This window comes from Streptomyces sp. NPDC111802 (genome assembly GCF_055634335.1).
The window spans coordinates 137,303-163,954 of sequence record NZ_JBVKCZ010000014.1 but is presented as its reverse complement, the minus strand read 5'-3'; the positions used below and the strand labels follow the sequence as shown (position 1 = coordinate 163,954).

21 protein-coding genes and 1 pseudogene are annotated in these 26,652 nt (G+C 70.9%); 13 read left to right on the top strand and 9 right to left on the bottom strand.

The window, feature by feature from the left end; all coding sequences use genetic code 11:
- A complete protein-coding gene (locus tag ACZ7NC_RS18100) occupies window positions 1-183 on the top strand; it encodes a hypothetical protein (RefSeq protein WP_471489342.1) in 183 nt (60 codons plus the stop codon).
- 158 nt (window positions 184-341) lie between these two features.
- Window positions 342-755, top strand: coding sequence for an STAS domain-containing protein (locus ACZ7NC_RS18095; protein ID WP_471489341.1), 414 nt, complete (start codon window positions 342-344; stop codon window positions 753-755).
- 146 nt (window positions 756-901) lie between these two features.
- On the opposite strand, the gene ACZ7NC_RS18090 is transcribed toward ACZ7NC_RS18095, so the two are convergent.
- Window positions 902-1,336, bottom strand: a complete 435-nt coding sequence (locus tag ACZ7NC_RS18090) for a protease inhibitor (protein WP_471489340.1) — start codon at window positions 1,334-1,336, stop codon at window positions 902-904.
- A 325-nt stretch (window positions 1,337-1,661) separates the two neighbouring features.
- On the opposite strand from ACZ7NC_RS18090, the gene ACZ7NC_RS18085 reads away from it, so the two are divergent.
- The 5 genes and pseudogenes from ACZ7NC_RS18085 to ACZ7NC_RS18065 all read left to right on the top strand — a co-directional run bounded on the left by ACZ7NC_RS18085 (window position 1,662) and on the right by ACZ7NC_RS18065 (window position 5,917).
- Window positions 1,662-2,213: a hypothetical protein gene (locus tag ACZ7NC_RS18085; protein ID WP_471489338.1), complete on the top strand. Its 552-nt coding sequence runs from the start codon at window positions 1,662-1,664 to the stop codon at window positions 2,211-2,213.
- 195 nt (window positions 2,214-2,408) lie between these two features.
- Window positions 2,409-2,876: pseudogene (locus ACZ7NC_RS18080) on the top strand (cytosine permease); the annotation flags it as partial.
- Window positions 2,877-3,004: 128 nt separating this feature from the next.
- Window positions 3,005-3,700 carry an alpha/beta fold hydrolase gene (locus ACZ7NC_RS18075; protein WP_471489336.1) on the top strand — a complete coding sequence of 232 codons (696 nt, stop codon included), beginning with the start codon at window positions 3,005-3,007 and terminating at the stop codon, window positions 3,698-3,700.
- A gap of 73 nt (window positions 3,701-3,773) precedes the next feature.
- On the top strand, window positions 3,774-4,943 hold the full coding sequence (locus tag ACZ7NC_RS18070) for a lactate 2-monooxygenase (protein WP_471489334.1): 1,170 nt from the start codon (window positions 3,774-3,776) through the stop codon (window positions 4,941-4,943).
- Window positions 4,940-5,917 carry a 2-hydroxyacid dehydrogenase gene (locus tag ACZ7NC_RS18065; RefSeq protein WP_471489333.1) on the top strand — a complete coding sequence of 326 codons (978 nt, stop codon included), beginning with the start codon at window positions 4,940-4,942 and terminating at the stop codon, window positions 5,915-5,917. Before ACZ7NC_RS18070 ends, ACZ7NC_RS18065 begins: the two co-directional genes overlap by 4 nt.
- Before the next feature lie 379 nt (window positions 5,918-6,296).
- Here ACZ7NC_RS18065 and ACZ7NC_RS18060 read toward each other — a convergent pair whose 3' ends face one another.
- The 3 genes from ACZ7NC_RS18060 to ACZ7NC_RS18050 all read right to left on the bottom strand — a co-directional run bounded on the left by ACZ7NC_RS18060 (window position 6,297) and on the right by ACZ7NC_RS18050 (window position 9,069).
- Window positions 6,297-7,913, bottom strand: coding sequence for an RICIN domain-containing protein (locus ACZ7NC_RS18060; protein ID WP_471489331.1), 1,617 nt, complete (start codon window positions 7,911-7,913; stop codon window positions 6,297-6,299).
- A gap of 529 nt (window positions 7,914-8,442) precedes the next feature.
- Window positions 8,443-8,820: a hypothetical protein gene (locus ACZ7NC_RS18055; RefSeq protein WP_062715807.1), complete on the bottom strand. Its 378-nt coding sequence runs from the start codon at window positions 8,818-8,820 to the stop codon at window positions 8,443-8,445.
- Window positions 8,821-8,823: 3 nt separating this feature from the next.
- Window positions 8,824-9,069, bottom strand: coding sequence for a hypothetical protein (locus ACZ7NC_RS18050; protein WP_383402891.1), 246 nt, complete (start codon window positions 9,067-9,069; stop codon window positions 8,824-8,826).
- Window positions 9,070-9,270: 201 nt separating this feature from the next.
- Here ACZ7NC_RS18050 and ACZ7NC_RS18045 point away from each other — a divergent pair, with 201 nt between their 5' ends.
- From ACZ7NC_RS18045 to ACZ7NC_RS18035, 3 genes are all read left to right on the top strand, one after another.
- On the top strand, window positions 9,271-10,119 hold the full coding sequence (locus ACZ7NC_RS18045; RefSeq protein WP_471489329.1) for a sigma factor-like helix-turn-helix DNA-binding protein: 849 nt from the start codon (window positions 9,271-9,273) through the stop codon (window positions 10,117-10,119).
- Window positions 10,116-11,585: a cytochrome bc1 complex cytochrome b subunit gene (gene qcrB / locus ACZ7NC_RS18040; RefSeq protein WP_471489328.1), complete on the top strand. Its 1,470-nt coding sequence runs from the start codon at window positions 10,116-10,118 to the stop codon at window positions 11,583-11,585. The genes ACZ7NC_RS18045 and qcrB overlap by 4 nt, the downstream gene beginning before the upstream one ends.
- A gap of 136 nt (window positions 11,586-11,721) precedes the next feature.
- Entirely contained in the window at window positions 11,722-12,504 is a 783-nt protein-coding gene (locus tag ACZ7NC_RS18035) for an acyl carrier protein (RefSeq protein WP_471489326.1), read from the top strand.
- A gap of 78 nt (window positions 12,505-12,582) precedes the next feature.
- Here ACZ7NC_RS18035 and ACZ7NC_RS18030 read toward each other — a convergent pair whose 3' ends face one another.
- Window positions 12,583-14,826 (bottom strand): glycoside hydrolase family 9 protein, encoded by a 2,244-nt coding sequence (locus tag ACZ7NC_RS18030; protein ID WP_471489324.1) that lies wholly within the window; start codon window positions 14,824-14,826, stop codon window positions 12,583-12,585.
- Between the two features lie 148 nt (window positions 14,827-14,974).
- Window positions 14,975-18,073, bottom strand: a complete 3,099-nt coding sequence (locus tag ACZ7NC_RS18025) for a glycoside hydrolase family 2 TIM barrel-domain containing protein (RefSeq protein WP_471489322.1) — start codon at window positions 18,071-18,073, stop codon at window positions 14,975-14,977.
- 190 nt (window positions 18,074-18,263) lie between these two features.
- On the opposite strand from ACZ7NC_RS18025, the gene ACZ7NC_RS18020 reads away from it, so the two are divergent.
- On the top strand, window positions 18,264-20,645 hold the full coding sequence (locus ACZ7NC_RS18020) for a SpoIIE family protein phosphatase (RefSeq protein WP_471489320.1): 2,382 nt from the start codon (window positions 18,264-18,266) through the stop codon (window positions 20,643-20,645).
- A 32-nt stretch (window positions 20,646-20,677) separates the two neighbouring features.
- Entirely contained in the window at window positions 20,678-21,364 is a 687-nt protein-coding gene (locus ACZ7NC_RS18015; protein ID WP_471489318.1) for a DUF4232 domain-containing protein, read from the top strand.
- A 14-nt stretch (window positions 21,365-21,378) separates the two neighbouring features.
- Here the strand turns inward: ACZ7NC_RS18015 and ACZ7NC_RS18010 are convergent, their stop codons facing one another.
- Both ACZ7NC_RS18010 and ACZ7NC_RS18005 read right to left on the bottom strand, forming a co-directional pair.
- A complete protein-coding gene (locus tag ACZ7NC_RS18010) occupies window positions 21,379-23,460 on the bottom strand; it encodes a ricin-type beta-trefoil lectin domain protein (protein WP_471489316.1) in 2,082 nt (693 codons plus the stop codon).
- A gap of 346 nt (window positions 23,461-23,806) precedes the next feature.
- On the bottom strand, window positions 23,807-24,724 hold the full coding sequence (locus ACZ7NC_RS18005) for a helix-turn-helix domain-containing protein (protein ID WP_471489314.1): 918 nt from the start codon (window positions 24,722-24,724) through the stop codon (window positions 23,807-23,809).
- 73 nt (window positions 24,725-24,797) lie between these two features.
- Between ACZ7NC_RS18005 and ACZ7NC_RS18000 the strand changes: the two genes are divergently transcribed.
- Window positions 24,798-25,619: a phytanoyl-CoA dioxygenase family protein gene (locus tag ACZ7NC_RS18000; protein WP_471489312.1), complete on the top strand. Its 822-nt coding sequence runs from the start codon at window positions 24,798-24,800 to the stop codon at window positions 25,617-25,619.
- Between the two features lie 57 nt (window positions 25,620-25,676).
- On the opposite strand, the gene ACZ7NC_RS17995 is transcribed toward ACZ7NC_RS18000, so the two are convergent.
- On the bottom strand, window positions 25,677-26,645 hold the full coding sequence (locus ACZ7NC_RS17995) for an aldo/keto reductase (RefSeq protein ID WP_471489310.1): 969 nt from the start codon (window positions 26,643-26,645) through the stop codon (window positions 25,677-25,679).
- Between the last annotated feature and the right edge of the window lie 7 nt (window positions 26,646-26,652).

The following is a 26,652-nucleotide window of genomic DNA, read 5'->3' as shown; positions in this document are numbered from 1 at the left end:
GTGCCCGACGACAGGAAGCAACACGAGGAGCGCCCCGACACGGCGCTCGAAGAGGTCATGAAAGAGATCACCGACGCCGAACGCCGCACCAGCGACTCCGCAGAGGAGCGGCGTCATCGGGGGGAGTCCGGCGAGGCCATCACCCCCAACACGGACGCCCAGGAGGAGTCCGAGGGCGACTGAGCCGGGCCGCCCACCTCACCACCGAAGCGTCAAGTCATGGTGGGCGAAATTCACCAGGTCGAGTGAACTAGATCTTGCGCGCGGCACCGCAGGGATGCTTGGCCCCGCCCCCGGGTAACAACCCGGATCAAATGCGCCCCTGCCGAGGTGGAGCGGACATGACGCCGGACGCCGACGACCGCGCCCCCCATTCGACCGAGGACCCGGCCGCGGACCTCTTCCGGTCCGCGCCGCCCGCGGCGAACGACCATGCCCGCACCCGCAGACGCGGCGCGTTCACCGTGGTCGAGGTGGCGGGTGAGATCGATCTGGCGACGGAGGTGTTCCTCGCCGAGCACCTGAATGCCGCGACCATGAGACCGGAGGCGGATGTGCTGGTCGATCTGCGGCGGGTGACCTTCTTCGACTGCTCGGGGCTGCGCGTCCTGTGCCGGGCCGAGACACGGGCCAGGGACCACGGCGGCCGGCTGCGGGTGGTGTCGGACGCGCCGCGGATACGGCGGCTGTTGCGCGGTGCGGGACTGCTGGGGCGTTTCCCTCTCCTGCCCGGGATTCCCGGGGAGGAGGGGTGACGCCAAGGTGAGACGAGGTGCCGGCCGGGCGGCCCCACTCCGCCCGACCGACCCCCGATGCGAGATCGCAGGGTCTCCTCGCCAGCGCTCGCACTCCCCATCCGCGAGCCGCTGCCGAACTGCACGGGACCGTGCGATCCCGGTCCCTAGAACGCGAAGAGGCTGGCCCCGTAGGAGCCCTTCACGCACTCGTTGGCGAAGATGCGCTCATAGGAGACGCGCTGCCCCTGCCAGACCCCGTCGACCGTGACCACCACGGGGTCGTACTGCTTGGTGCACATCACGCCCTCCCTGGCTCTCAGGGCGTCGAAGTCCCCATTCACCCCACGCAGTTCGGCGCAGGCCGAGCCGGGGGCGGGATGGGTGCCCGAGGGCGTCGGGGCGCAGCTGAGGGTGACCGCCCGCGCCGGGGTGGCCATGGTGGAGTTGTCGCCGTGGGCCATGGTGAGCACCAGGGCCGAGGGGGCGTAGAGAGAGGCGGGGGCGGCGTCCGGGGTGGCGAGGGCGGATCCGGTGAGGGGTCCGCAGACGGCGGTGGCCGTGAGAGCGAGGGTCGCTGCCCAGCGCGCGGTGTTCCGCATTGTGTGCATCCTTCCGCTTGAGTCGAGGGTGTGTCGGCTCCGGCGCGATCGGTGCCGGAACGACGAGCGGGAGTCTGCCGAGTCCGGCTCCGAAACTCACATCGACACCACTGGTTTCAGTAACCTTGCGTATTGAATCAGTGGCGTGAAGTGACGGAATTCGAACGTTCCAACGCCGAAACTTGGCGCCCCTTGATCGTTCCAACGCGCCGAGTGGCGCGATTCCGCACGTTGATTAATCGGCCTGAAACATTCCGATTGAGCCCTCGGCTGACACGCCCGCCACGCTCTTGTGTTCCTCGCGAGACGGAGTAATCGTGATTACATGATTACCAGCGAACAACGAGAGAAGCTGCGCGGCTGGTTCGCCGGCCGCCTGCCGGACGACCTCTTCGAGGAGCTGACCGAGATCACGGTCGACCGCGAGGAGATCACGGTGATCGGCCGCATCCCCGAACCTCACCTGGCCGAGGGCGTCTCGGCCGCCGAGCGGGAGGCGGCCGTGGAGGGCCGGATCCAGGAGTTCCGGGAGCGCACCCGGGAGACCCGGATCGAGGTGGCCCGCGAGGCGGAGCGCCGCTTCCGCAGGAAGGTCTCCTGGGGCGTGGAGTGCGATGGTGAGCGCGCCCTGTTCACGCATGTCGCCGCGCCCGTGATGACCCGGTTGCGGCAGCCCGAGCGCCAGGTACTCGACACCCTGATCGCCGGCGGTGTCGCCCGCAGCCGCAGCGAGGCCCTCGCCTGGTGCGTACGGCTGGTCCAGCGGCACACGGACGACTGGCTCGCCGAACTGCGCGAGTCACTGGAGAAGCTCCAGCGGGTGCGGGCGCAGGGGCCGGACACCGAGCCCGAGGACGACCCCTCGGACACCGAGTGATGGAGGATTCATACACCCACGGCACCGAAGATGGATGAACCGTCCACTGGTGCGGATCTCGCACACCGCCGTACGGTCTGCTGATCCCCGTCAGGACGGCATCCGCGCTGCCCGCACACCCCAGCGGCAGGCCCCGGCTGTTGCCCACGCCGCGCCACAACGCGCTCCAACGCCCCGCCCACGCTGGAGCCTTCCGTGTCCCCTCAGCCGGATCCGTCCGTTCAGTCCGAGCTCCCCTCCCCCGCCGCCTCCCTCACCGAGGTCGAGTCCCACGGCGTCGACCGCATCCCCGACGCCGAGCGCACCGCGACCCCGCTGGACCTGTTCCGCCTCGCCTTCGGCGGCGCCAACACCTTCTCCACCTGCGTCCTGGGCGCCTTCCCGATCCTGTTCGGCCTCTCCTTCTGGCAGGGCCTCACGGCCACGCTGCTCGGAGTCGTCGCGGGCGCGCTGATCCTGTGCCCCATGGCCGTGTTCGGACCGGTCAACGGCACCAACAACGCCGTCTCGTCGTCCGCGCACCTCGGTGTGCACGGGCGCGTGGTCGGCTCGTTCCTGTCCCTGCTTCAGTTCGTCGGGCCGCTGGGTGATCTCGCGGGCGGGGTCGACATCAGTCTGCCGTTGTCGCTGGTCGTCGCAGCCGTGCTGTTCCTGGCGCTGCTGCGGCTGTTCCCGGAGCCGCGGGCGGTGTACGGGCCCGAGGGTGCGCGGCTGACCCGGACCGTCGAGGTGCCGGTGCGGCCGATCAGTGGGCCGGGGGCGTTGTCAGTGGCCTCGACTACCTTGCACTCATGACCAATTACGTTCTGGTGGCGGGGGCGAAGCTGGGTGCGTGGGCGTGGGACGAGGTGGTGCCCGAGCTGCGCGCGGCCGGGCACGAGGCGTATGCGCTGACCCTGTCCGGGCTGGCCGAGAAGCGGGGCATACCGGCCGGGCAGCAGACCCATGTGCGGGACATCGTCGAGGAGGTGGAGCGGCTCGACCTGCGGGACGTGGTGCTGGTCGGGCACAGTTACTCGGGCCTACCGGTCGGACAGGCCGCCGAGCGGATCGGTGACCGGCTGACGCGTGTGGTGTACGTCGACGCGAAGGTCCCGGCCGAGGGGAAGTCGTTCCTGTGGGGCTGGCCGAGCGACGGGGTGCGGACGGCGATCGAGGCGAACGGCGGCTTCTGGGCCCCCTTCTCCGCCGAGGATCTGGCGGACCAGGGCCTCACGGACGAGCAGATCGCCCGGATCGTGCGTGGCGCGACGCCCCACCCCGGCGCCACGCTCACCGAACCGGCAGTCCTGACCGGCTCGCTCGCCGAGATACCGACGACCTACGTCAAGTGTCTGCTGGACTGGCCAGAGCCGAGCGACGACGTCGCCGAACTCCTCAAGAGCGACCGCTGGGAACTGGTGACCATGGACACCGGCCACTGGCCGATGTTCTCGCAGCCGCGCGAACTGGCCCGCATACTCCACGAATCCGTGACGGCCCCCTGATCCACTCACCCGCCTACCGGTCGGTATGGTCTGCCTACAGCGCGTTCTCAGTGACGAGAGGCGGGGCCTACCCATGGGCAAGCACTGGGCGGACTTCCAGTACGAGATCTATCTGAACGGGATGTCGGGGGCCGTACCCCGCCTCCCCACCGATCTGACCCGGCTGGAGGAGCTGACCGAGCAGCGCCTCGGTCCCGGCCCCGTCGGCTATGTGGCGGGCAGCGCGGGCGACGGCAGCACCGCCCGCGCCAACCGGGCGGCCCTGCACCGCCACCGGATCGTGCCGCGCATGCTGCGGGACGTGCACGAACGGGACCTGTCCGTCGAGGTGCTGGGCCGCGCCCTGCCCGCCCCGCTGGCGCTGGCACCGATCGGGGTGCTGTCGATCATGCACCCGGACGCCGAGTGCGCGGCCGCCCGCGCCGCCGCCGCGCAGGGCGTGCCGTTCACCTTGTCCTCGGCGTCCAGCACGCCCATGGAGCAGGTCGCGGAGGCGATGGGCGACGCCGAGCGCTGGTTCCAGCTGTACTGGCCGAAGGACCCGGAAGTGGCCCGTAGTTTCCTGACCCGCGCGAAGGCGGCCGGGTTCAGCACGCTGGTGGTCACGCTGGACACACCCCTGCTGGCCTGGCGCCCGCGCGATCTCGACCAGGCGTATCTGCCGTTCCTGCACGGTGTGGGCACCGCCAACTACTTCTCCGACCCGGCCTTCCAAGCCGGCTTGGCGAAGCCGGTGCACGAGGATCCCAACGCGGCCGTCATGCACTTCGTCGGCATGTTCTCCGACCCCGCCAAGACCTGGCCGGACCTTGCGTTCCTGCGGGAGAACTGGGACGGCCCGGTCGTCCTGAAGGGCATCCTGCACCCGGACGACGCCCGCGCGGCCGCCGACGCCGGGATGGACGGGGTGATCGTCTCCAACCACGGCGGCCGCCAGGTGGCCGGCGCCGTCGGGGCGGCCGACGCGCTGCCCAAGGTCGTGGCGGCGGTCGGCGACCGGCTGACGGTGCTGTTCGACAGCGGCATCCGCACCGGCGACGACGTCTTCAAGGCGCTGGCCCTCGGCGCGCGTGCGGTGCTCCTCGGACGGCCGTACGCGTACGGGCTCGGCCTGGACGGACAGGCGGGCGTCGAGCACGTCATCCGCTGTCTGCTCGCCGAACTCGACCTGACCCTGGCCCTGTCCGGGCACGCCACCCCCGCCACGATCGGCCTCGCCGACCTCATCGAGGAATCCGCATGACCGCCACGAAGAACGTCCTCGCCGTCGTCTCGCCCCACGTGGGCGGCCGTGGCATCGGAGCCGGCCTCGCCTCGCTGTTCCCCGAGGACGCGCGGGTCACCGTCGTCGAGACGGCCGACGAGGACCCGGCGGCGCTGCGCTCCGCGCATGTCGTCATCACCGCGCTCGCCCCCATGACCGCCGAACACCTCGCCATCGCATCGGAGTTGGAGCTGGTGCAGTGCGCGAGCCACGGCTTCGACTACGTCGATGTGGACGCGGCCCGTGAGCGCGGAGTGCGGGTGTGCAACATCGGCTCCAGCGGCGCCGAGGCGCAGAACGTGGCCGAGCAGACCTTCGCCCTCATGCTCGCCCTGGCCAAGCAGCTGATCCCCGCCCACACCGCGCTCGTCGATGCCGACTGGGCGCTCCCCCGGCTGCAGAACTCACTGACCGAGCTGTGCGGCAAGACACTCGGCATCGTGGGCCTGGGCCAGATCGGCCGGGAGGTCGCCCGGCGGGCGGTCGCGTTCGACATGAGCGTCGTCTACGCCGGACGCCGTCGGCTGCCGCCGGAGACGGAGGCCGAGTTCGGCGGTGCCCGCCATGTCCCGCTCGACGAACTGCTGCGCACCGCCGACTACGTCTCCCTGCACACCCCGCTCACCGACGAGACCCGGCATCTGCTCGATGCCGAGCGGCTGGCGCTGCTCAAGCCGACGGCGTTCGTCGTCAACACGGCCCGGGGCGCCCTGATCGACCAGGACGCCCTCGCGGACGCGCTGGAGAAGGGCGCCCTGGCCGGGGCGGGGATCGACGTCTTCGACCCCGAACCACCCACCCCGGCCCTGCGTCTGCTCCGCGCCCCGAACGTGGTGCTCTCCCCGCACGCGGGCGGCGTCACCCGCGAGACCCTGGTCCGTATCGCACTCGCCGCCGTGCAGAACGTGCGGGGCTTCCTCACGGGCGGGGAACCGCGGGACGTCGTGAACTAGGCATCGGGCGCCTCATGGGAAGAGGCGCCGTGCTCCTCGGCCGACGACGATGGCGAACCGCGTCACACCTGTCCGGGTCCGCCGTCCGGTCCTGTCGTGGATGTGGGCGAGACGGTGCCCCATGGTCCGGGCCGAGGTCGACAGTGGCATGCCCATCTCCCGATTGCTCAGCTCCCCGGCCCGCCAGCCGGAGCACCTGCGCCTCCTGTTCGGACAGGCCGGCGGGCAGCTCCGACCGGCGTGCGGCGGGCCGTGCGCGGGCGGGCGGTGTCGACGCCGACCGCGGGGCAGCGCCGGACACAGCGTCTACGCCCTCACCAAGGCCGCCGACCGGCCCCGTGCGGAACCGGGCGCACAACTCGCCGTACCCGGCAAGGAACTACGCGTTCTCCTCCCCCAACCCCACCGCCCGCGCCCCCGGCGTCTGCACCTCGGCGCTCGACAGCGAGCCGGGGCTCGCCGAGGTCACCGGATCGGTCAGCCAGCGCTGTCCTTCGGAGCCGTCGCGGACCTTGACTACGATGTCAGCGCCCGTGTCCGCGGTGGTGGCCGCCAGGGCGAGCAGTTCGTCCCAGCGGGGCAGCAACTCGCCCTGCACGGTGAGGTCGTAGCGCACATCGTCGGCCCGCTTCGAGCCGCCGTCGGCGCATTTGCCGAGGATGACCACGCCGGCGTCCATGTGCGAGTCCAGACACAGGTCGGGCTCCGCCACACTGCGCAACAGGCCGTCCTTCTCGTACGACCACTGCTGGGTGCCGTCGTCCGAGCACTCTGCCAGCTCGGTCCCGGCGCCGGCCTTGGCGTCGCCCCTGATGTCGAGGCACAGGTCTGCGTCGGCGTTGCGCAGCCTGGTCTGCCGCGGTGCGTTGGGGAGTTGGGCCGTGCCCGGAGGCGAGGAGGACACCGCAGGAGGCATCCGGGTTCTCGTGCCGCCTCCGGTGGCCGAGGCGGCCGGGTCGACGCCGTCGTCGTCCGACAGCAGGCCGGCGGCGAGCATGATCGCGATCAGTCCGGCCGAGGCCACGCCCACCCCCGTGAGCAGCGTCCGTGAGGAGCGGGGACCGCCCGGCGATCTGCGGACCTGTGCGGGGATGCGCGGCAGGAACCGACGGCGTCCGGCGCCGTGCCGGGCGGCGCCCCGCGAGCGGTGTGCGCCCCCCGGCGTACGGGCCGGACGCGTCTCCAGATACCGGCGCGCCCCCCAGCCGAGCACCGCCTCGGCGATGAGCACGCCCAACCCGCCCTCGAAATGACTCAGTTGTTCGGCGGCATTCCGGCAGTAGCGGCACTTCGTCAGATGCTGCTGCACATCCGGCAGCAGGGCACCACCCCGGCGAATCGGGACGTCGAGGAGGCGGTTGTAGAACCGGCAATCCTTCGTCGGCGCGAGTTCCCGATGGGCATGTACACAACCTTCACGGAATTTATCACGCGCTTGTTCGAGCGCGGCCGAGGCGGTAACGGTATCCATGCCCAGCAGACCGGCGGGGACGCCTATCGGCTCGGCTTCGACCTCGGTGTGCCAGAGCAGACATCGGGCAAGTCCCGGAAGCGACTGGAATGACCGATCGGCAAGCTTCCGATTTTCGGGCGTCATGGACTTCGCGGTACGCATACCGCGACCGCCCGCGGGTTTCCCCAGCTCCGGCAGAACGCCCGCTATTCGCTCGTCGGCCGACCACTGCCGGACCGTGTCCCGAACGGCGACGAGAAGCCTCGGGCGCAGCGCGGCGGCAGGTTCGCCGAGCGCGAGCCGGTCAAGGACCTGATGGAACGCGGCGGCGGTGACCAAGTCGGCGGCACCGGCCGGAGAGGCGAGACAGATCACCGCGTATTCGTGGGCCGGTTGCCAGTGCCGCGCCATGAGCAGCGCGACGGACGGAGCGGCATCACCATCCGGACGACCCCGAAGTCTGGCGGCGAGGCCTTCGTCGGATTCCTCCGGAATCCCGCCGGGCGGGGGGTAAGGAGGGCGAGGGGGGTGGGGGGTGGACACTGAACGGATTCCTTCCCACGCGCATGTCACAGAAGTTCTGATCGCCGAAAAGGACCGGGTGACTTGGTGTGTACCTCTTCGGCACTAGCGCGGGGAGCACGAATTCACCAGCGTCCTTCCGCTCCGGTTCCCCCTCGGAGCGAATGAGAGCCGGCCTTTTCCACCCCCCACGGGTAAGTTCACCCTTGCACAGCACACTCATGACCAACAAGGCGCTTGGGCAACATCTGCCCCTTTGAAAGAAAGTCAGAAACGGCCGCAACTCGCCGTACCGGCACGACCTTTCGGCATTCCATGCGCCCCGTGTGAAACCCACGCACGCGCCGGAGCACCACGCACGCTCCCCGGCGCACGCTCCGGCGTAGTCCACTGGGACCGGCCCTCTCGGAAGGGCCCCGCGCAGGACGGCGGCTCTCCTGCGCGCCATGGGCCGCCGACCCCGTTCCTCCCGCCCTCGGTCGGCGGCCCGGGGGGGGTGGGTGAGACGGGGACCGCCGAGCCGGCGGGCCCGGCGCCCGTGCGCGATTCCTCAGATCTGCCAGGAGCGCAGCCGGTCGGCCGCGCCGTACACGTCGACCTTGCCGGAGATCAGGTCACGGGCCAGGTCGACGAGGGCGCCGTAGGGCGGGTCGATGCCGACGCCGCTGACGAACATGTAGGCCACGGCGGAGGCGCAGGCGAAGCGGGCGTTGGCCGAGGGAAGCGGCTTGAGCAGGGCGAGGGTGTGCAGCAGCGCGGCGGCCCGCCAGGCCGGGTCGGAGTCGACGCCCAGCCGGGGCGGATCCACTCGATGGCGGGCGACGGCCGCGACCAACGCGGAGAAGTCGTTGACCGTGGGCTGGTCGGGCAGGACCTCTTCGTGCCGCTGGAGGAGCCAGGGCACGTCGATATGGATGACGGGTGCCATCGCTCAGGCGGCCCGCCCCTCGCCCTTGGCGGATGGTTCGTCGTCGGGGAAGGCGGCCGCGAACTCGTCGGCGTGCGACGAGAAGAACCGGCGGAACGCCTCGGCGCCCTCCTGCAGCGCCCGATGCCGGGCTATGTCGGCCGCGGCGGCCTCCCGTACGAGCGCCTTCATCGACGTACCGCGTTCCTTGGCGATCTGCCGGAGGTCCTCTAGCTCGCGGTCGCTGAACTCCACGTTGAGAGCTGGCATGTCTCTCACGGTACCGCTCGGGTACTTACTCGTAAATACGCGCAGGTCAAGTGGGATATACGACGGTACCGGGAGGCGTGGAAGGCACGGTCGGGCGCGCGCCCCCGGCGAGACGTAGGTCACATCCGGGTCGCGGGATGTCACATTCCGCCCCCCGTCGGCCCTCGCAGTGGTGAGAGCGCGCATTGGGAGGCCCCACTCATGTCCGACACCCCCGTACCCGTCACCGAGGACGTACTTCAGGAGACCTGGCTGTCGTGGACGGCGCGCAAGGCTGGCGCCCCGCTCGACGGCGTCATGAACCCGCGGGCGTATCTCGTGCGGACGGCCGTCAACCACGCGCCGACGCGGCGGGCCGCGATCAGCCGGCCGCGGGAGACATACGTCGGCCCGTGGCTACCGGAGCCGCTGGTCGCACCGGGCGAGGACGACGGCGCCGACGCCCCGGCGCCGCGCACCGAGTCCGTGTCGCTCGCGATGCCGGTCGTCCTGGAGTCGCCGACACCGCTGGAGCGCGCGGTGTTCGTGCTGCACGAGGTCTTCGGCTCCGCGCACCCCGAGATCGCGGAGATCATCGACCGCAGGCTGGCGGCCGTACGACAGCTCGCCCATCGCGCCCGCGAGCACGTGCATGCGCGGCGGCCGCGGTACAAGGCACATCCTCGGGTGCGGCGGGAGGCGACCGAGCGGTTCGTACGGGCCGCGGTGGACGGGGACATCGCCGAGCTGCTGGAGATCCTCGCCCCGGACATGACGGTGTGGACCGACGGCGGCGGCAGGCGGAAGCGGGCGGGGCTGCGTCCCGTGCACGGCCGTGACAAAGCGGTCCGGCTCTTCGACTCGTTCGCGCGCCGGGGCGGCGGAGGCGGAGGCCACCTGGACCTGCGCTACCGGGGGGTCAACGGCGACGAGGCGGCCGTGCTGTTCCAGGGCGAGGAGCCGTACGCCGACCTGGTCCTGGATCTCACACCGGGCGGCGAGCGGGTACCCGGCGTCTACGTGGAGAGCGGCCCCGAGAAGCTCACCCATGTGCACCGGGGGCAGGCATGAGCGCCGCCCGGGAGCTGCCCGGCAGGGGCGAGCGGATCGCGGACTGGTTCGACGGCCGACTCGGCATCCACTCGCTCGGCCGGAAGTATCTGCGCAAGGTCTTCCCGGACCACTGGTCCTTCCTGCTCGGCGAGATCTGCCTGTACAGCTTCGTCGTGCTGGTCCTGACGGGCGTGTACCTCACATTGTTCTTCCATCCGTCGATGAACGAGGTGACGTACCACGGCAGTTACGTGCCGCTGAACGGCGTCCGCATGTCCGAGGCCTACGCCTCCACCCTCGACATCAGCTTCGATGTGCGCGGCGGGCTGCTGATGCGGCAGGTGCACCACTGGGCGGCGCTGGTCTTCGTCGCCGGGATGCTCACGCACATGATGCGGCACTTCTTCACCGGGTCGTTCCGCAAGCCGCGGGAGATCAACTGGCTGTTCGGCTGGACCCTGCTGTTCCTCGGCCTGTTCGAGGGCCTCTTCGGCTACTCGCTGCCGGACGATCTGCTGTCGGGGACGGGCCTCAGGTTCGTGAACGGCGCGCTGCTGTCCGTCCCGGTCGTCGGAACGTATCTGTCGATGTTCCTGTTCGGCGGCGAGTTCCCGGGCGCCGACATCGTGGCCCGCTTCTACTCGCTGCACATCCTGGTGATCCCCGGCATCATGGCGGCGCTGGTCGTCGCGCACATCCTGCTGGTCGTGTACCACAAGCACACACAGTTCGCGGGTCCCGGACGCACCGAACGCAACGTGGTCGGCGCCCCGTTCATGCCGGTGTACCTGGCGAAGGCGGGCGGCTTCTTCTTCCTGGTCTTCGGCGCCCTCGCCCTGATGGCGGCCGTGGCGGCGATCAACCCGGTCTGGTCCTACGGCCCCTACCGTGCCGACCAGGTCTCCACCGGCGCCCAGCCCGACTGGTATCTGGGCTTCGCCGAGGGGCTGGTCCGTGTCATGCCGGGGTGGGAGATCAACCTGTGGGGCCACACGCTGGTCCTCGGGGTGCTGATCCCGGTCGTGGTCTTCCCGCTCCTGCTGGTGTTCATCGGCGTCTATCCGTTCCTGGAGGCCCGGTTCACGGGCGACCGGCGTGAGCACCACATCCTCGACCGGCCCCGCAACCGCCCCGTGCGCACGGGGATCGGCGCGGCCTGGATCAGCCTGTACCTGATCCTGCTGGCGGGAGGCGGCAACGACATCGTGGCGACCCGGCTGCATCTGTCGATCAACACGGTGACCTGGACGATCCGCGTCGCCGCGCTGGTCGTCCCGGTGGCCGTGTTCGTAGTCACCCGTCGCATCTGCCTGGGGCTCCGACTCCGCGACCGGGAACTGGTGTCGCACGGCCGGGAGACGGGCGTGATCAGGCGGCTTCCGCACGGTGAGTACGTCGAGGTGCACAAGCCGCTCAGCCAGGCCGAACTCCACACTCTCACCGCTCACGAGCGGCCCGGCGAGCTCATGGAGCGCGAACCGTAGCCAACCGGCAGGCGACAAGCAGCCAAACGGAATGTCTTGGGGCCGTACCGTCCCGACGGCCCCTACAACCCCCGGTGATGTCCCGCGGTCACACACCATGACAACCCCTCACATCACCAACGGAGTTCACGTGCACATGCACTCAACGGCCGCTCGTCCGGCCGCAGTCGCCTTTCTCGCCCTGGCCGCCGCGGCGGTGGTCGTACCGCCCGCCCATGCGGCGGAGGGCGACGACTACCAGGTGACGCTCACCAGCAGCAGGGCCACGACCGACTACAAGAACCGCACGGTCGATCTGACCGGCACCCTGACCCGCCCCGACGGCACTCCCGTCGCGGACGCGCCGGTCCAGCTCGAAGAATCGGTTCTGTTCGACACCTGGAACCCGTGGGGCGACCCGATCGACCCGACCGAGTGGGAGACCCGCAGCGTGGGCACCGTCCACACGGACGCGGCGGGGCGGTTCACCCTGGAGGACGTTCCCGCGGACCGCGTGGACACCCAGCCCAGCCCCTACCTGTTCCCGCGTCACCAGGTGATGTTCCGGGCGATCTACGACACCGACCCCACCGACATCCACATGGCCTTCGCGGACACCACGGTCAAGGCGAAGCCGGTCACCAGCGCCCTCACCTACCGGGTGAACAAGACCACGGTGCGCGAGGGCGACACGCTCATCGTGAAGGGCAAGGTCACCTGGCCGGCCGGGCACGGCCCGGTCGCGGGCACCCGAGTGTTCCTGCGGACGTACTTCGAGAGCGCCTACAACGCGCAGACCACCACCGACGCACGCGGCAACTTCACCGTCCGCGCCAAGATCCGGGACTATGACAACGAGTTCGCGGTCTTCTCCGCGCCCAAGGACTACTACATGGCGGGCGCGAGCAAGGACCTCCCGGTCAAGAACGTCACCCCGTAGCCCGGGCGCCCGGCACAGGGAAGGCCCGCTGCCGCACCCATCGGCAGCGGGCCTCCCGTGTCTGCCCCCGGCCGGTGACTATCCTTGATCGGCCACGAAGGAGGCCATCCGGGTCAGGGCCGAGTTCCAGTTGATCGTGTGCTCGTTCGTCGACCAGGACTGGATGTCGTCGATGTAGCAGAACTGACCGACGCAGCCCTGGAGTTTGCTCTGTGCGTAGGGGTCCTGGATACCCGAGTTCGGTCCGCCCGCGAGCGTGCCGAGCGGCGGGTTCGGCTGGTTCGGATCCAGCTGGTGCGCGTACCAACGGGCGTGCTGGTTGTGGGAGTTGACCTCGCCGTAGCCGGTCACGTACGAGATGTTCAGCGCGTTGCGCCCGAACAGGTAGTCCATGCTCTGCACCGCGCCGTCGCGGTACTTCGAGGCGCCCGTGATGTCGTACGCGGAGGCGATGACCACGGCGTTGTGCAGGATCTGGTGGTTGGAGCCCCAGTCGTAGAGGTTGCCGTCGGGGGCGTAGGGCATGCCGTACGGCTGTGCCTTCAGGGTGGCCAGATAGCGGTCGGCGCCCTGGACGACGGACCGGCGCACCTGGTCCCGGCCGGGCAGGCCGCTCGGCACGGTCGCCAGGTCCAGCCGGGCCGCGGCGGCCGTCCTCGCCCAGTCGTAGCCGAGGGGACCGAAGATGTCGGCCGTGTGGACGGGCGAGTTCAGGACGTGGTCCGCGAACTGCCGCTCGCCCGTGCTGAGATAGAGCTCGGCCGCGGCCCAGTAGAACTCGTCGGTGACATTGCCGTCGGCGTACGCACCGCCGCCGATGCCGTCACTCTCGGAGGCGTGGAGGTCGGGATGTGCGAGGGCCGCCGACCATGCCTTGCGGGAGGCGGACAGCGCCTTCGCCGCGAACTGCCTGTCGTACGGCCTGTACAGGCGCGCCGCCTGCGCGGCCGTCGCCGCCAGGTTGAGGGTCGCCGCGGTGGACGGCGGATGCAGCTCGCGCTTCTGCGGATCGTCGCTCGGCAGCAGGGGCAGGCCGGTCCACTGCTCGTCGTGGATCTTGTGGTGTGCCATGCCGGCCAGCGGCTGCCCCGCCGGCACCTGCATCCTCAGCAGGAACTCCAGCTCCCAGCGGACCTCGTCCAGGATGTCCGGCACCTTGTTGCCGCTCTCCGGGATGGCGAGCGTGCCGTCGCCCAGCCTCTCCGACTCCCCGGTGCGCGCGAGCAGTTCGCGTTCGTAGGTGCTCAGCAGCTCCCACACGGAGATACCGCCGTTGACGACGTACTTGCCGTGGTCACCCGCGTCGTACCAGCCGCCGGTGACGTCGAGCCGGTAGTCGCACACGCCCGGCTGGCAGGGCACGGCGCCGTCGCCCTGGTTGGGGGCGACGCCGACGTGACCGGCGGGGCGGGCGTATCCCGGGCGTAGATCGTCGCGGATCGCGATGCCGCTGCGCTGTGTGTAGTAGTACTTCACGGCGTCCAGGCGCAGCCGCTCATAGGCGGCCGTCCCGATGTCGAAGGGGCGGCTCGCCTGTCCGTCGGCGACGAGCGTGAAGTCCTTGCCGTGCTTGCGGTAGGCGCCGAAATCGATGGAGTGGACGTTCTGCGCGGAGGAGGCGTCGGTGCCGCGCGGCACGGTCCAGCCGTGGGCGATCACGGTCCCGGTCGCGTTCTTCAGCTGCCAGGGCAGCCTCTCGGTGGCGGCGGTGACCAGTGTGGCGTTCTTCGGCCCGGCGGGCAGATAGGCGACCTGGTTCACGCGCACCCTGGGCCCGGTGTCGGGCTCGTACACCTCGGGCGGGACACCGCCCAGCAGCGAGGCGTCGTCCATGCAGAAGCGCCACGCGTCCGCGCTGCCGCCGAGCTGGAAGCCGACCTGGCCCTGCGGGGTGTCGACGGGTGAGGTGAAGGTGTACGCGTACGAGTTCCCGGAGACGCTCAGCTCCGGCGTCACCTCGAAGTAGGTGTCGTACGGCGCCGCCGACAAGCCGACGATCGCCCGCACGACATGCCCCTCGGGCGAGCCGTTCGCGGTGAAGGAGAAGCGGTACGACTCCCCCTTCACCAGCGTGATGTCGTTCTGGCCGACGGCGGCGTCCCAGCGGTTGGTGGTGCCGCCCGGCACATCGGCGCAGAGCTGCCCGTCGGACAGGCCCGCGGTGACGTTGCTGGTCGTCCACCACGGCTCGGTGGTGGTGTCGAAGGTGCCGTTCCTGAGCTGCTCGACCTCTTCGGCGCCGGCCGGTGCGGCCGGGAGTGCGGTGAGTCCGGCCGCCAGCAGGGCCGTCAGGGACAACAGGGTGATTCTGCGTCGTTTCACGTCTGGGCTCCTCGGGTGAGGTGCGGGTGACGCTCGCTATGGGAGCGCTCCCAGAGGCGGACGCAGCCAAGCTTGTTGGCGACATGACATTCCGTCAACGGTCCGGACGGGACTGGCGGGACCTGTTCCGTCCGGACCGCTCACCGGCTCAGCTCGTCGGCACCTCCAGCTTGCTGATCCGTACCGCCCCGCGGGCCTCCCCGGGATGAGCACTGACCAGGTTGAGCCGCACCCGGGAGCCGCGTACGGCGTCGAAGGTGATGACGGTCGGCGCATCCGAGGCGACGGCCCACTCCACAGCCGCCCCCTCGACCGGCGCGTACCGTCGCCCGTCCCAGACTTCGGCCTCGATGGCCGCGGGGAGGGTGTGGGTCGCGTCCACGGTGAAGGAAGCCTCGACCCGGTCGAAGGTCCGTGCCCGTCCGAAGTCGACGGACACCCAGTCCCCCGGCCGGGCCCCGTCGAAGGCGGGCAGCAGAGCCGTCGCCGCCTTGGAGAAACCGTTGGACCAGCCGGTGGCCGGGTCTCCGTCGAGCATCGCGGCCGGGAGGGTGTCCGGTCGGCCGGAATAACTGGCGTCCGCGTAGGGGTGGTTCGGCGGGGCGGGGTGATCGGGCTCGAAGAGCGGGGCCGGGGTGAGCGCGGCCGACCGGGCGGGAGTCGTCCGCGCGGTCACGCTCCCCGCCCGCAGCCCCTCGGCCCGAGCGATCACCTTCAGCGAGCCCGCCTTCGTGCCGGACCGCACGATCGCCAGCGCCTTGCCGTGGAAAGCCGTACGTGTGCTCGCCTGGTAGCGCTCGGCGCTCTCCTCGCGGCCGTTGTCCAGCCCGGCGAGCGAGCCGCCCGTCACCTCGAAGGCGATCAGGTCCTCGGCGTCGGGCACCACGACACCGCGCGCGTCGACGACCTCGGCGGTCACGAAGAGAAGCGAACGGCCGTCGGCGGCCAGGGACTCGCGGTCGGCGGTGAGCCGCACGGCACGCGGCGCACCGGCCGTACGCAGCACGTCGGTGGCGACCGCCTTGCCGCCCCGACGGGCCACCGCCTTCAACTCCCCCGGCTCGTACGGCACCTTCCAGGTCAGGTGCAGCTTGCCCGCGCTGCCGTTGGGGCTGGTGTAGCTGCCGGGGTAGGGGCCGTCGGTGAAGGTCTTGTCGTCGCCGGTGGCCTCGGTGGTCTCGAGATAGGTCCGGCCGTCGAGGGTCTTCTTGGTGTCGAAGGTCCGCGTACCCAGGGACTTTCCGTTGAGGAGCAGCTCCACGGTGTCGATGTTGGAGTACGCCCACACCTCGACCGTGTCGCCCGCCCGGTGGTTCCAGGTCATCGGCAGGAGATGGACCATCGGCTCGCGGATCCACTGGCTGCGGAACAGGTGGTACATGTCCTTGGGGAAGCCGGCCGTGTCGACCGCGCCGAAGAAGGACGCCTTCACCGGGAAGACGTCGTACGGCGTGGGCTCGCCGATGTAGTCGATGCCCGACCACAGGAACTGCCCGGCGAACCACTTCCGGTCCCGGTCCTTCTTGTGCCCGTACTCGCCGCTCATGGTCCAGGAGGCGAGGTTGTTGTCGTACGACGAGGTGGCCCGCCCGCCCGGCGTGTGGTTCTCGCCGGTGTTCAGGCGCTCGGGCTCCTGGTAGACGCCGCGGGTGGACGTCTCGGAGGACGACTCGGACTCGAAGAGGAACAGGTGCGGGTAGGCGGCGTGCAGCTGGTCCACCGACTTGGCGGTGTTGTAGTTCAGGCCGAGGCCGTCCAGTTTGGCCAGCATCAGATCGGCCGCCGAGCCCTTGGCCGGCAGCCTGCGGTACTTGTCCGAGCCGATGACGAGGGGGCGGGTGTCGTCGGCGGCCTTGATAGCGTCGATGATCCGGTCGGCCATCGCGAGCCCGGCGGTGGACGTGGAGTCGGGGACCTCGTTGCCGATCGACCACATGAGGACGGCGGGCGAGTTGCGGGCCGCCAGCACCATCTCGGTGGCGTCCTTCTCGGCCCACTCGTCGAAGAAGCGGCCGTAGTCGTAGCGCGTCTTACCGGTCCGCCAGCAGTCGAACGCCTCCACCAGCATCACGATGCCCAGTTCCTCGCAGACCCGGATCATCTCCGGCGAGGGCGGGTTGTGCGAGGTGCGCAGGGCGTTGACGCCCATCGACTTCATGATGGTCATCTGCCGCCGGATCGCGTCGATGCTGACGGCGGCGCCCAGGGCGCCGAGGTCGTGGTGGAGGTCGACGCCCTTGATCTTGGTGTACTGGCCGTTGAGGTGGAAACCCTCGTCCGGGTCGAAGCGGAAGGTGCGGAAGCCGAAGGTCGTGTCATGGGTGTCGGTCGTGGCGCCGCCGACGCGTACTTCGGTCCTCAGGGTGTAGCGGTGGTGCGGGGTCGCGAAGTCCCACAACTTCGGCTCGGGGACCGTGAGTTCATGGGTCTCGGTCGCCCTTTCGGTGAGGGCGAGGGTGGATGACGTACGGGCGACCGTACGGCCCCTGGGGTCGACGATCCGCGAGACGAGCTCGGCGTCCGTGCCACCGCCGGAGGCGTTCACCACGCCGGTCCGCACCCGTACGACGCCCCGCTCCTCGCTGATCTCCGGCGTCGTGACATACGTGCCCCAGCGCTCGACATGCACCGGCTCGGTGACGACGAGGCGGGCCTCGCGGTAGATGCCGCTGCCCGAGTACCAGCGGCTGCTGGGCAGGCGGTTGTGCACCTTGACCGCGAGCACGTTCTCGGTTCTGCCGTCGGTGTGCAGCAGGTCGGTGAGGTCGAGGGCGAAGCCGGTGTAGCCGTAGGGGTGGCGGCCGGCCTCCGTGCCATTGCAGTAGACGTAGGCGTCCATGTAGACGCCGTCGAACTCCACCGATATCCGCTTGCCCGCGAAGGCGCGCGGCAGGGTGAAGGCGAGGCGGTACCAGCCGAGGCCGCCCGGGAAGAAGCCGGTGCCGCTGGTGGTGCCGTGCTCGGTGGTCGGGGCGAACTCGATGCTCCAGTCGTGCGGCACCGCGACCTCGCGCCAGTCCAAGTCGTCGTAGCCGGGCGCGGCGGCCTCGGAGTAGGCGCCGGTGGGGTCGGTGATGCCGCCCGGGTTCACCAGGGCGAAGCGCCAGCCGTCGCGCAGTGGCACGGTGCGGCGGCCCGACGCGGCCCCGGCGGCCTCGGCGGCATGCGCCGTCGGAGTGCTCAGCAGCGCCCCGGCGGCCGGGGCGGCGGTGGAGGCGAGCAGTAACGATCTTCGAGAGACTGTCATGGCGGCTCTCCCTCATCAGGACCCAGAAGTACTCAGAACTGATCGTGAACAAACAGATTCTGACGGGCTGGTCCGCGGAGCAGTCAAGAGTGCGGAGTGCGGGTTCGCTACGTGCACGTCACCGAAGCACTAGGCTGGAGCCCAAGTGACACGCTCGTTCACCGTGAGTGTGCGCGTGGGAGTGGCGCCCATGAGCCCGGAGTATCCGTTCGACGAGGCCGCGACGGCCCGGGCGGTCGTCGACGCCAACGGCGTGCTCGTCGACTGGAACGCCGGCGCCGAGCGACTGCTCGGCCATCCGGCCACCGAAGTGGTGGGGCGTCCCGCCGCGGATCTGCTGGTCGGCGAGGCGGAGCGGGGTTCCGTCACCCAGGACGGCGCGCGCTGGCACGGCATCGTCACCCTGCGCCGACACGACGGCGGCACGCTGCCCGTGTGGCTGCTCGCCCATCGGGTGCGGCCCCGGGACGACGGTCCGCATCAGTGGCTCGTGGTCACGCCGCTGGACGGCGGCACGCGTCCGCCCGGCGATCCACTGGACGCCGTCGGGCTCCTGGAGTCGCCCTGCCCCATCGCCATCTACGACGAACGGCTCCGGCTGCGCAGGATCAACTCCGTCATGTCGGAGATCCTCGGTCTCTCCGAGGAGCATGTGCGCGGGCTGCGGGCTTCCGAGCTGACCGGCAGACGGCAGAGCCAGGACATCGAGCGGCAGCTCCTGCGCGTGCTCACCACGGGCCGGGGCACCGACGTACGGACGTACGTTCCGGTCGGCGGGGACCGGACCCATACCTGGCTGGCCCGGATGGCTCCGATCACCGACGCCAAGGGGCGGGTGCGCGGCGTGAGTGTCGCGGCGCACGACTTCACCGACCAGTACCTGGCCCGGGAGCGGCTCCAGCTGGTGAACGAGGCCAGCGTCCGCATCGGCACCACTCTCGACGTCACCCGCACCGCGCAGGAGCTGGCCGACGTCTGCGTCCCCGCCCTCGCCGACTTCGTCAGCGTCGACCTGGTGGACCTTCCGGAGCACGGCGGCGAGCCGCCGACCGGCGGGCTGACCGCACCGATCAGCCTGCGCCGGGTGGCGCACCGGTCCATCAACGCGGGCAACCCCGAAGCCGTGGTCAAGCCCGGAAACCAGGACGTGTACCCGAGCCCCTCGCCCCAGGCCGACGCGATGGTGGCGGGCCACACCATCGTGGCCTCGCTCTCGAACGGCGACCTGGAGGAGTGGCTCGCCTGGGACCCGGCACGCGCCGAGCGGATCAAGGCCTACGGCATCCACACCACCATGTCCGTACCGATCCAGGCCCGCGGCGCCACCCTCGGCGTCGCCGTGCTCACCCGGTTCAAGAACCCCCAGCCGTTCACCCAGGACGACGCGCTGCTGGCCGAGGAGATCACCGCCCGCGCGGCCGTCTGCATCGACAACGCGCGCCGCTACTCACGCGAACGTGAGACCGCTCTCGCCCTGCAGCGCAGCCTCCTGCCCCGGTCCCTGCCGCGCACCGCCGCGCTGGACGCGGCCTCCCGCTATCTCCCGGCGGCGCGTTCGGGGGTGGGCGGTGACTGGTTCGATGTGATCCCGCTGTCCGGAATGCGGGTGGCGATGGTCGTCGGGGACGTCGTCGGCCATGGCATCCAGGCCTCGGCCACCATGGGCCGGCTGCGCACCGCCGTGCGCACCCTGGCCGACATCGACCTCGCGCCCGACGAGCTGCTCACCCACCTCGACGACCTGGTCGTGCGGTTGTCCGAGGAGGCGGGCAGCGAGGCCGGCCCCGGCGAGGTCGGCGCCACCTGTCTGTACGCGGTGTACGACCCGGTCTCCCGGCGCTGCACACTGGCCCGGGCCGGGCACCCCTCGCCCGTCATGGTCCCGCCCGGCGGTGCGGCACAGGAGATCGAGCTGCCCGCCGGGCCGCCGCTGGGCCTGGGCGGCCTGCCGTTCGAGTCCGCCGAGATCGAACTGCGCGAGGGCACCGTGCTCGCCCTCTACACCGACGGTCTGATCGAGACCCGGGAGCGCGACGTCGACGCCAGCCACGCGCTGCTGCGCACCGCGCTGGCATCCCTGTCCGACTCGCTCGACGAGACCTGCGACCGCGTCCTGCACACCCTGCTGCCCCCGGGCGGCGTCGCGGACGACGTGGCCCTGCTGCTGGCCCGCACCCAGGGGCTGCCCGCCTCCCGGGTCGCCACCTGGGACATCCCGGCGGACCCGGCGCTCGTCGCACCGATCCGCAAGCAGGTCGTGGAGCAGCTCGACGTCTGGAGCCTGAGCGAGGCGTCCTTCACCGCCGAGCTGGTGGTGAGCGAGCTGGTGACGAACGCCATCCGGTACGGCAGCCACCCCATCCGGCTCCGTCTGATCCATGACACGGCGACGCTGATCTGCGAGGTGTCCGACACCAGCCACACCGCACCGCACCTGCGTCGCGCCAAGATCTTCGACGAGGGCGGCCGCGGCCTGCTGCTGGTCGCCCAGCTGACCCAACGCTGGGGCAGCCGGCACACGTCCGACGGCAAGACGATCTGGGCGGAGATCGGGCTGCTCGGCGAGGGGTGAGTACTCGGCGCCAGAACGGGGAGTCGTGAGACATGGGACGTGCGCGGGTATTCCCCTCCTTACACCGAGCGATTCCCCTTCTGAGCGCCGTCGCGCTGCTGAGCGTGCTGACGGCATGCGGAGACGGCGGCGATTCCACGGGCGCCGTCAGGACACCGACCGACACGAGCAGCCGTACGACCGCAACGGCCACGGGCGGCACCGCGAGCCCCACGACGGGGCCCGACTCGACCGGGCCGGGCACGACGGGACCTCCCGCAGTCGACACCGCCAGCCCCGCCACCCAGTCGGGCGGCCCCGGTGCGCGCTGCCACACCTCCGAGCTGCGCGCGTCGATCGGCCGGCCCAGTCCGGGAGCGGGTCAGCGGAACTTCCCGATCGTGCTGACCAACACCAGCGACCACACCTGCAGCGTGCGCGGCTACCCCGGTGCCGCCTTCGTGGACGGGTCCGGCAAGCAGCTCGGCCCCGATCCGAAGCGTTCCCCGGACACACCCACGACCGTCACGCTGACGCCGGGTCGGAGCGCATGGGCGGGGCTCACGTTCGCCAGCCCCGAGATCAGCGGCGCCCGTACGGCGCGGCCGGTGGCGCTGCTCGTGACGCCGCCCGACGAGCGGGATCCGCTCAAGGTGGCCTGGACGGCCGGTGAGGTGCCGGTGGCCGGGAACGAGTCCTCGGTCTTCCTGACGGTGGTCCAGCCCGGCACCGGGGGCTGATCCGACCCGACCGCTCAGCGGCGGCCGTATCCGTGGCCGCCGTATCCCCCGCCGTACCCGCCCCCGTATCCGCCACCGGACCAGCCGCCGCTGTCGTCCCAGGAGCAGGCGTACGGGTTGTGGGAGCAGGACTCGTCGGTCGGGGACGGGCTCGCGGACGTCGGCTGCGAGCCGGACCGGGTCGCGGAGGGGGTGGGTGTGGGCGTCGGTGTCCTCGACGGCTCGGGGGACGGGGTCGGTGTCTCGGGCACCTGCGTCGCCGAGTCCCAGTTCACCACCTCCAGTTGGAGGTCCGGCTGGGAGGTGTCGATGACCCAGTGCTGGGAGTCGCCCTCGTCCTCGCGGGACTTGAGGACCAGGGCGCCCGAGCCGTCGGTGGCGGCGGGGCTCAGGGCCAGGTCCTGGTCGAAGCGGGGCACCAGGGTGCCCTGGAGGGTGAAGTCGTAGCGGATGTTCTTGGTCGCGGAGTCGGCGGAACCGGTGCAGCGGGCGAGCCGGACCGAGTAGCCGAGGTGGGAGTCGAGGCAGAGGCCGGGGTCGGCGCCGCTGCGGATCAGTCCGTCGGTCTCGTACGCCCACTGCTGGCCCGGCACCGAGGCGCAGGCGGCGAGTTCGGTCTCCGCGCCCTCGACGGCCTTCTCGCCCACGATGCCGACGCACAGCCCGGACCCGATGTTGTGCAGCCGGCCCCGCAGATCGCCCTTCGCGGCCTCGGCGGCGCCGGCCCAGGACGGGTTGCTGGTGGCGGAGCCCTCGCCCGGGCCGGGCACCTCGGAGGGGCGGTCGCCGGCCGGCGGTGCGGAACCGTCGCCGGATCCGGTGATGGACCAGATGACCAGCGGCAGGACGACGAGGGCGCTGACGGTCGCGACGGCGGCGGTGAGGTTACGGCGCCGGGTGGCGCGCCGGGCGGCCTTGAGCGCCGCACGGCCGGAGCAGGTGCGGGCGGCGCCGGCATCGGGAGCGGTGGCGGGGCGCGCCCGGCGGGTGGCACGGCGGGCGCGTCGGGGGCCGGGCTCGGCGGATGAGCCGACCACGTCGGCAGGGGCGGCGAAGGACTGCTCCGCGGGGAGGGGCCCGGCCTGTCCCAGGGGGGCTCGCATCTCGCCGCCGGGGGCGAAGAAGGTCTCCGGCGCGGGGGCGGGGGCGGGGGCCTCGCCCGCGTCCACCGCGGGTGCGGGGGCGGCCGCGTAGGTGTCCGCGAAGAAGGACTCGCCCGCGATCGAGGCCGGCGGCGTCGGCCTCGCCTGGGCCGTCTCCTCGGTGAGGGTCGCTCTCGACACCAGATACTCACCGGCGCCCCAGCCGAGCACCGCCTCGGCCAGCGCGACACCGAGCCCCTCGTTGAAGAAGGTGAGCTGGCAGGCGGTGTCGCTGCAGTGCTCGCAGCGGTTCAGGTGATCGCGCAGGTCGGGGTCGACGTCGACACCGCCGCGCCGGTACGTCACATCCAGCATCCGGAGGTACTGACGGCACTCCTGCTCGGGGGCGAGCTCGCGGTGGACCTGGAGGCATTCCTCGCGCAACCGCTCGCAGGCACGGCCCAGTTCGAGCCGCGCGGACTCCTCGTCGAGGCCGAGGAGGGCGGCCGGTACGGACAGCGGTTCGGCTTCGACCTCGGTGTGCCACAGCAGGCAGCGGGCCGACTGGGGAAGCCGTTGGAAGGCGCCGGACAGCAGGCGCCGGCTCGCCGGCGGCAGCAGCCGGGCGGCCGCGCGCTCCGCGCCGTCCGCCTCGGATCTCAGCTCGGGGTGGAGCAGCTCCCGTCTGCGGTCGATGTCCCACTCCGCCGCTATACGGCGCACGGTGACGAGCAGTTGGGGACGCCAGGCGGCCGTCGGGCCGGTCTGCCGCAGTGTCTCGCCGAAGAGCCGGGTGAACGCCGCGGTGGTGAGCATCCCCGCCGACCGGGCGTCGGCCGTGCAGAGCCGTGCGTAGGCGAAGCCCGCTTCCCAGTGCCGGTCGAGAAGTTCACCGACCGGGTGCAGGGCCGGTGACACCCCCGTCCACTTCTTGAGTTCGGCGCTCAGTTGAGCGTCCGTGACGTCAAAGATGCGGGCGTCGCTCGGGGAATTCGACAGGCCTGCGTCTTGCACGGCGGCATTCCTCCGGAGGGCATGCGGCATTGAAGGTCCATACCAAGGGGTATGCTCCGGGAGCAGCTCTGGTGAAGCATGGGGCTTAGGGGAGCGAGGCACACCTTTGCACAGGTCAGGGGCAGAGAACAAGCGATTCCGGCTTCTGCGCTTTGCGTGTGCGCCGGTCACTGTTTGACGAATGGTCAATAACGCGGTCGCCGCCATTGCCGGATATCGGCAATGGTAATTGGAAACGGTATTCACTGGACCGGCTCCGAGCCTCGGCGCGAACCATTGAGCGGCCGCACTGGGACCTTTTTGCCTGGTCATACGGATGTCCGCGCCTTCACCGACCCTTTACAAGTCACACGCCAACCATTGGCCCGCCCGTCCGATACGCGCCCGGCGGCCTCCCGTACCGCTCCCGGAACACCCGGTTGAAGTGATAGGGGCTGACGAAGCCCGAGGCGGCGGCCACGCGTTCCACGGACAGCCCCGTGCTCTCCAGCAGCCGGGCGGCGTGCCGCAGTCGGGCCTCGCGCAGGGCGCGCATCGGTGACTGGCCGAGTTGCCGGGTGAAGAGGTGGGCGAACCGGGAGGGCGAGAGCGCGACGTGTTCGGCGAGCGAGCGGACGGTGTGCGGTGCCGACGGGTCGGCGTCGATCAGCGCCTGCGCACGGCGCACCCGGGCGTCTACCCCGGGCCGGAGGGGCGGCCGCGCGGTGCCGGCCGTGAGCAGGACGACCTCCTCCAGTGAGCACAGGGCGAGTTCACGGGCCGCGCTGCCGTGCGCCACGGCGACCTGCTCCTCCCCCGGCGCCCTGACGGGCGGCGCCTCGGTGCCCGTCCAGCGGGCGTCGGCGAGCATCCGGCGAAACGCCGTCTCGATGCGGCCGTGCGCGGCGTCCGGCGTCGGCGTGACGACGTACATCCCCTCACCGGTGTCGTACGGGCGCAGCCACGACCGCCAGGTCGGGCGGGCCTGGCAGTGCACCCACCAGAACTCCCAGCGGGGCGCGCCCGGTTCGACCCCGTAGCCGTGCGGGACACCCGGCGCGAGCACCACCAGGTCCCCGGCCCCGGCCCGCGCCTCGCCGTCCCCGTGCCGCAGCCGGCCCCGACCTCCGGTCGTCCAGGTGAAGAGCCAGCTGTCCGCTCCGCGCGGCCTGTCGACCCCGTACCCCGGCGGCTGGTCGAAGTGCCCGACCACCACCAGGCCGGGCGGCGGTGCGGGGTCGCCGGGCGCGGCAGCCTCGGGCAATCCGTCAGCGCTCACGGTCATCCTCCTGATGCGCGTACCGGCCTAGCGTGACAGGCCGAGGACGTCTCATGGAGTCTCATGAAGGAGTGGACGCATGACAGCCACGGACATCGGCGCCGCCGGCGCCCCCATCCTGCCCGAGGCCGGGCTCCGCCGGTTCCGCGACGAGGGCTTCACCGTCGTACGCGGACTGTTCGGGTACGACGAGATCGACCGGTTGTGCGACGGGTTCGCGGCGCTGCACGCGGCCGGGCCGGTGGCTGGCCACTTCGAGCCGCGGCCGGGCGATGCCGACCCGCTGCGTGCGTATCCGCGCGTGATGCATCCGCATGAGATCGACGATCTGTCGCTGCGGGTGCTGCTCGATCCCCGGCTGCGCGGCGTGCTGGAGGCGCTGCTCGGGGAGGAGGTGCTGGCCGCGCAGAGCATGTTCTACTTCAAGCCACCGGGGGCCCGGGGGCAGGCGCTGCACCAGGACAACTTCTATCTGCGGGTCGAGCCGGGCACCTGTGTCGCGGCGTGGATCGCCTGCGATGTGATCGACCGGGACAACGGCGGGCTCGAAGTCGTGCCCGGCACCCATGCCATGGACCTGTTCTGCCCTGAACTGGCCGACGCCGAGGTGTCCTTCGCGCGGGAGTACGTACCGCCGCCCGGGGGTCTGCGGCCCGTACCCGTCGACATGGCGCCGGGGGATGTTCTGTTCTTCAACGGGAGTCTGGTGCACGGGTCGCAGCCGAACCGTACGGAGGATCGGTTTCGGCGGTCGTTCATCAGTCACTACGTGGGGCGTTCGGCCGAGCGGATCGGCCGCTTCTACCGGACGCTGACGATGGGTGGCGATCCTGCTCCGTTGCCGGAGAGCGAGGGGGCGGGCCCGTGCGGCAACGAGTTCGCGCCGTACGGGCCCCACTAGTACGTCGGCTGCGGGGTGGGGCTGGTCGCACGACTCCCCGCGCCCCGGGAAGGCGTTTCAGTGGCCGATGATCGGGTGCGGAGCGTAGGGCTGCTGCAGTTCCTCCAGTTCCTTCTCCGTGAGCTCCAGTTCCACCGCCGCTGCCGCGTCATCGATGTGCTGGGGCTTGGCCGCGCCGATGATCGGGGCCGTCACCGGGCTCTGGTGCAGGAGCCAGGCCAGGGCGATCCGGGCGCGGGGGACGCCGCGTTCGTTCGCCACTCGGGTGACGGCCTCGACCACGACCTGGTCACTGTCCACGTACAGGCGGCTGCCGAAGTTGTCGTTGGCGCTGCGGTCGGTCACCGTGCCCCAGTCCCGGGTGAGGCGGCCGCGTGCCAGCGGGCTCCAGGGCAGTACGCCGACGCCCTGGTCGGCGCACAGGGGCAGCATCTCGCGCTCCTCCTCGCGGTAGAGGAGGTTGTAGTGGTTCTGCATCGAGACGAACTTGGTCCAGCCGTGCCGCTCGGCCGTGTACTGCATCTTGGAGAACTGCCACGCGTACATCGAACTCGCCCCGATGTAGCGCACCTTGCCCGCCTTCACCAGGTCGTGCAGCGCCTCCATCGTCTCCTCGACCGGCGTGTGCGGGTCGAAGCGGTGGATCTGGTAGAGGTCGACGTAGTCCGTGCCGAGGCGGGCGAGGCTGTGGTCGATCTCCGTCATGATGGCCTTGCGGGAGAGCCCGACGCCGTTGGGTCCGGAACGCATCCGGCCATGCACCTTGGTCGCGAGGACGATCTCGTCCCGGCGGGCGAAGTCGCGCAGCGCCTTGCCGACGATTTCCTCGCTGGTGCCGTCGGAGTAGACGTTGGCGGTGTCGAAGAAGTTGATCCCGGCGTCCAGCGCCTGCCGGATCAGCGGCCGCGACGCCTCCTCGTCGAGCGTCCACTCGTGCACGCCACGGTCGGGGAGGCCGTAGGTCATGCAACCCAGACAGATCCGCGACACGTCCAGGCCCGTCGAACCGAGCTTCACGTACTGCATCGTTGCT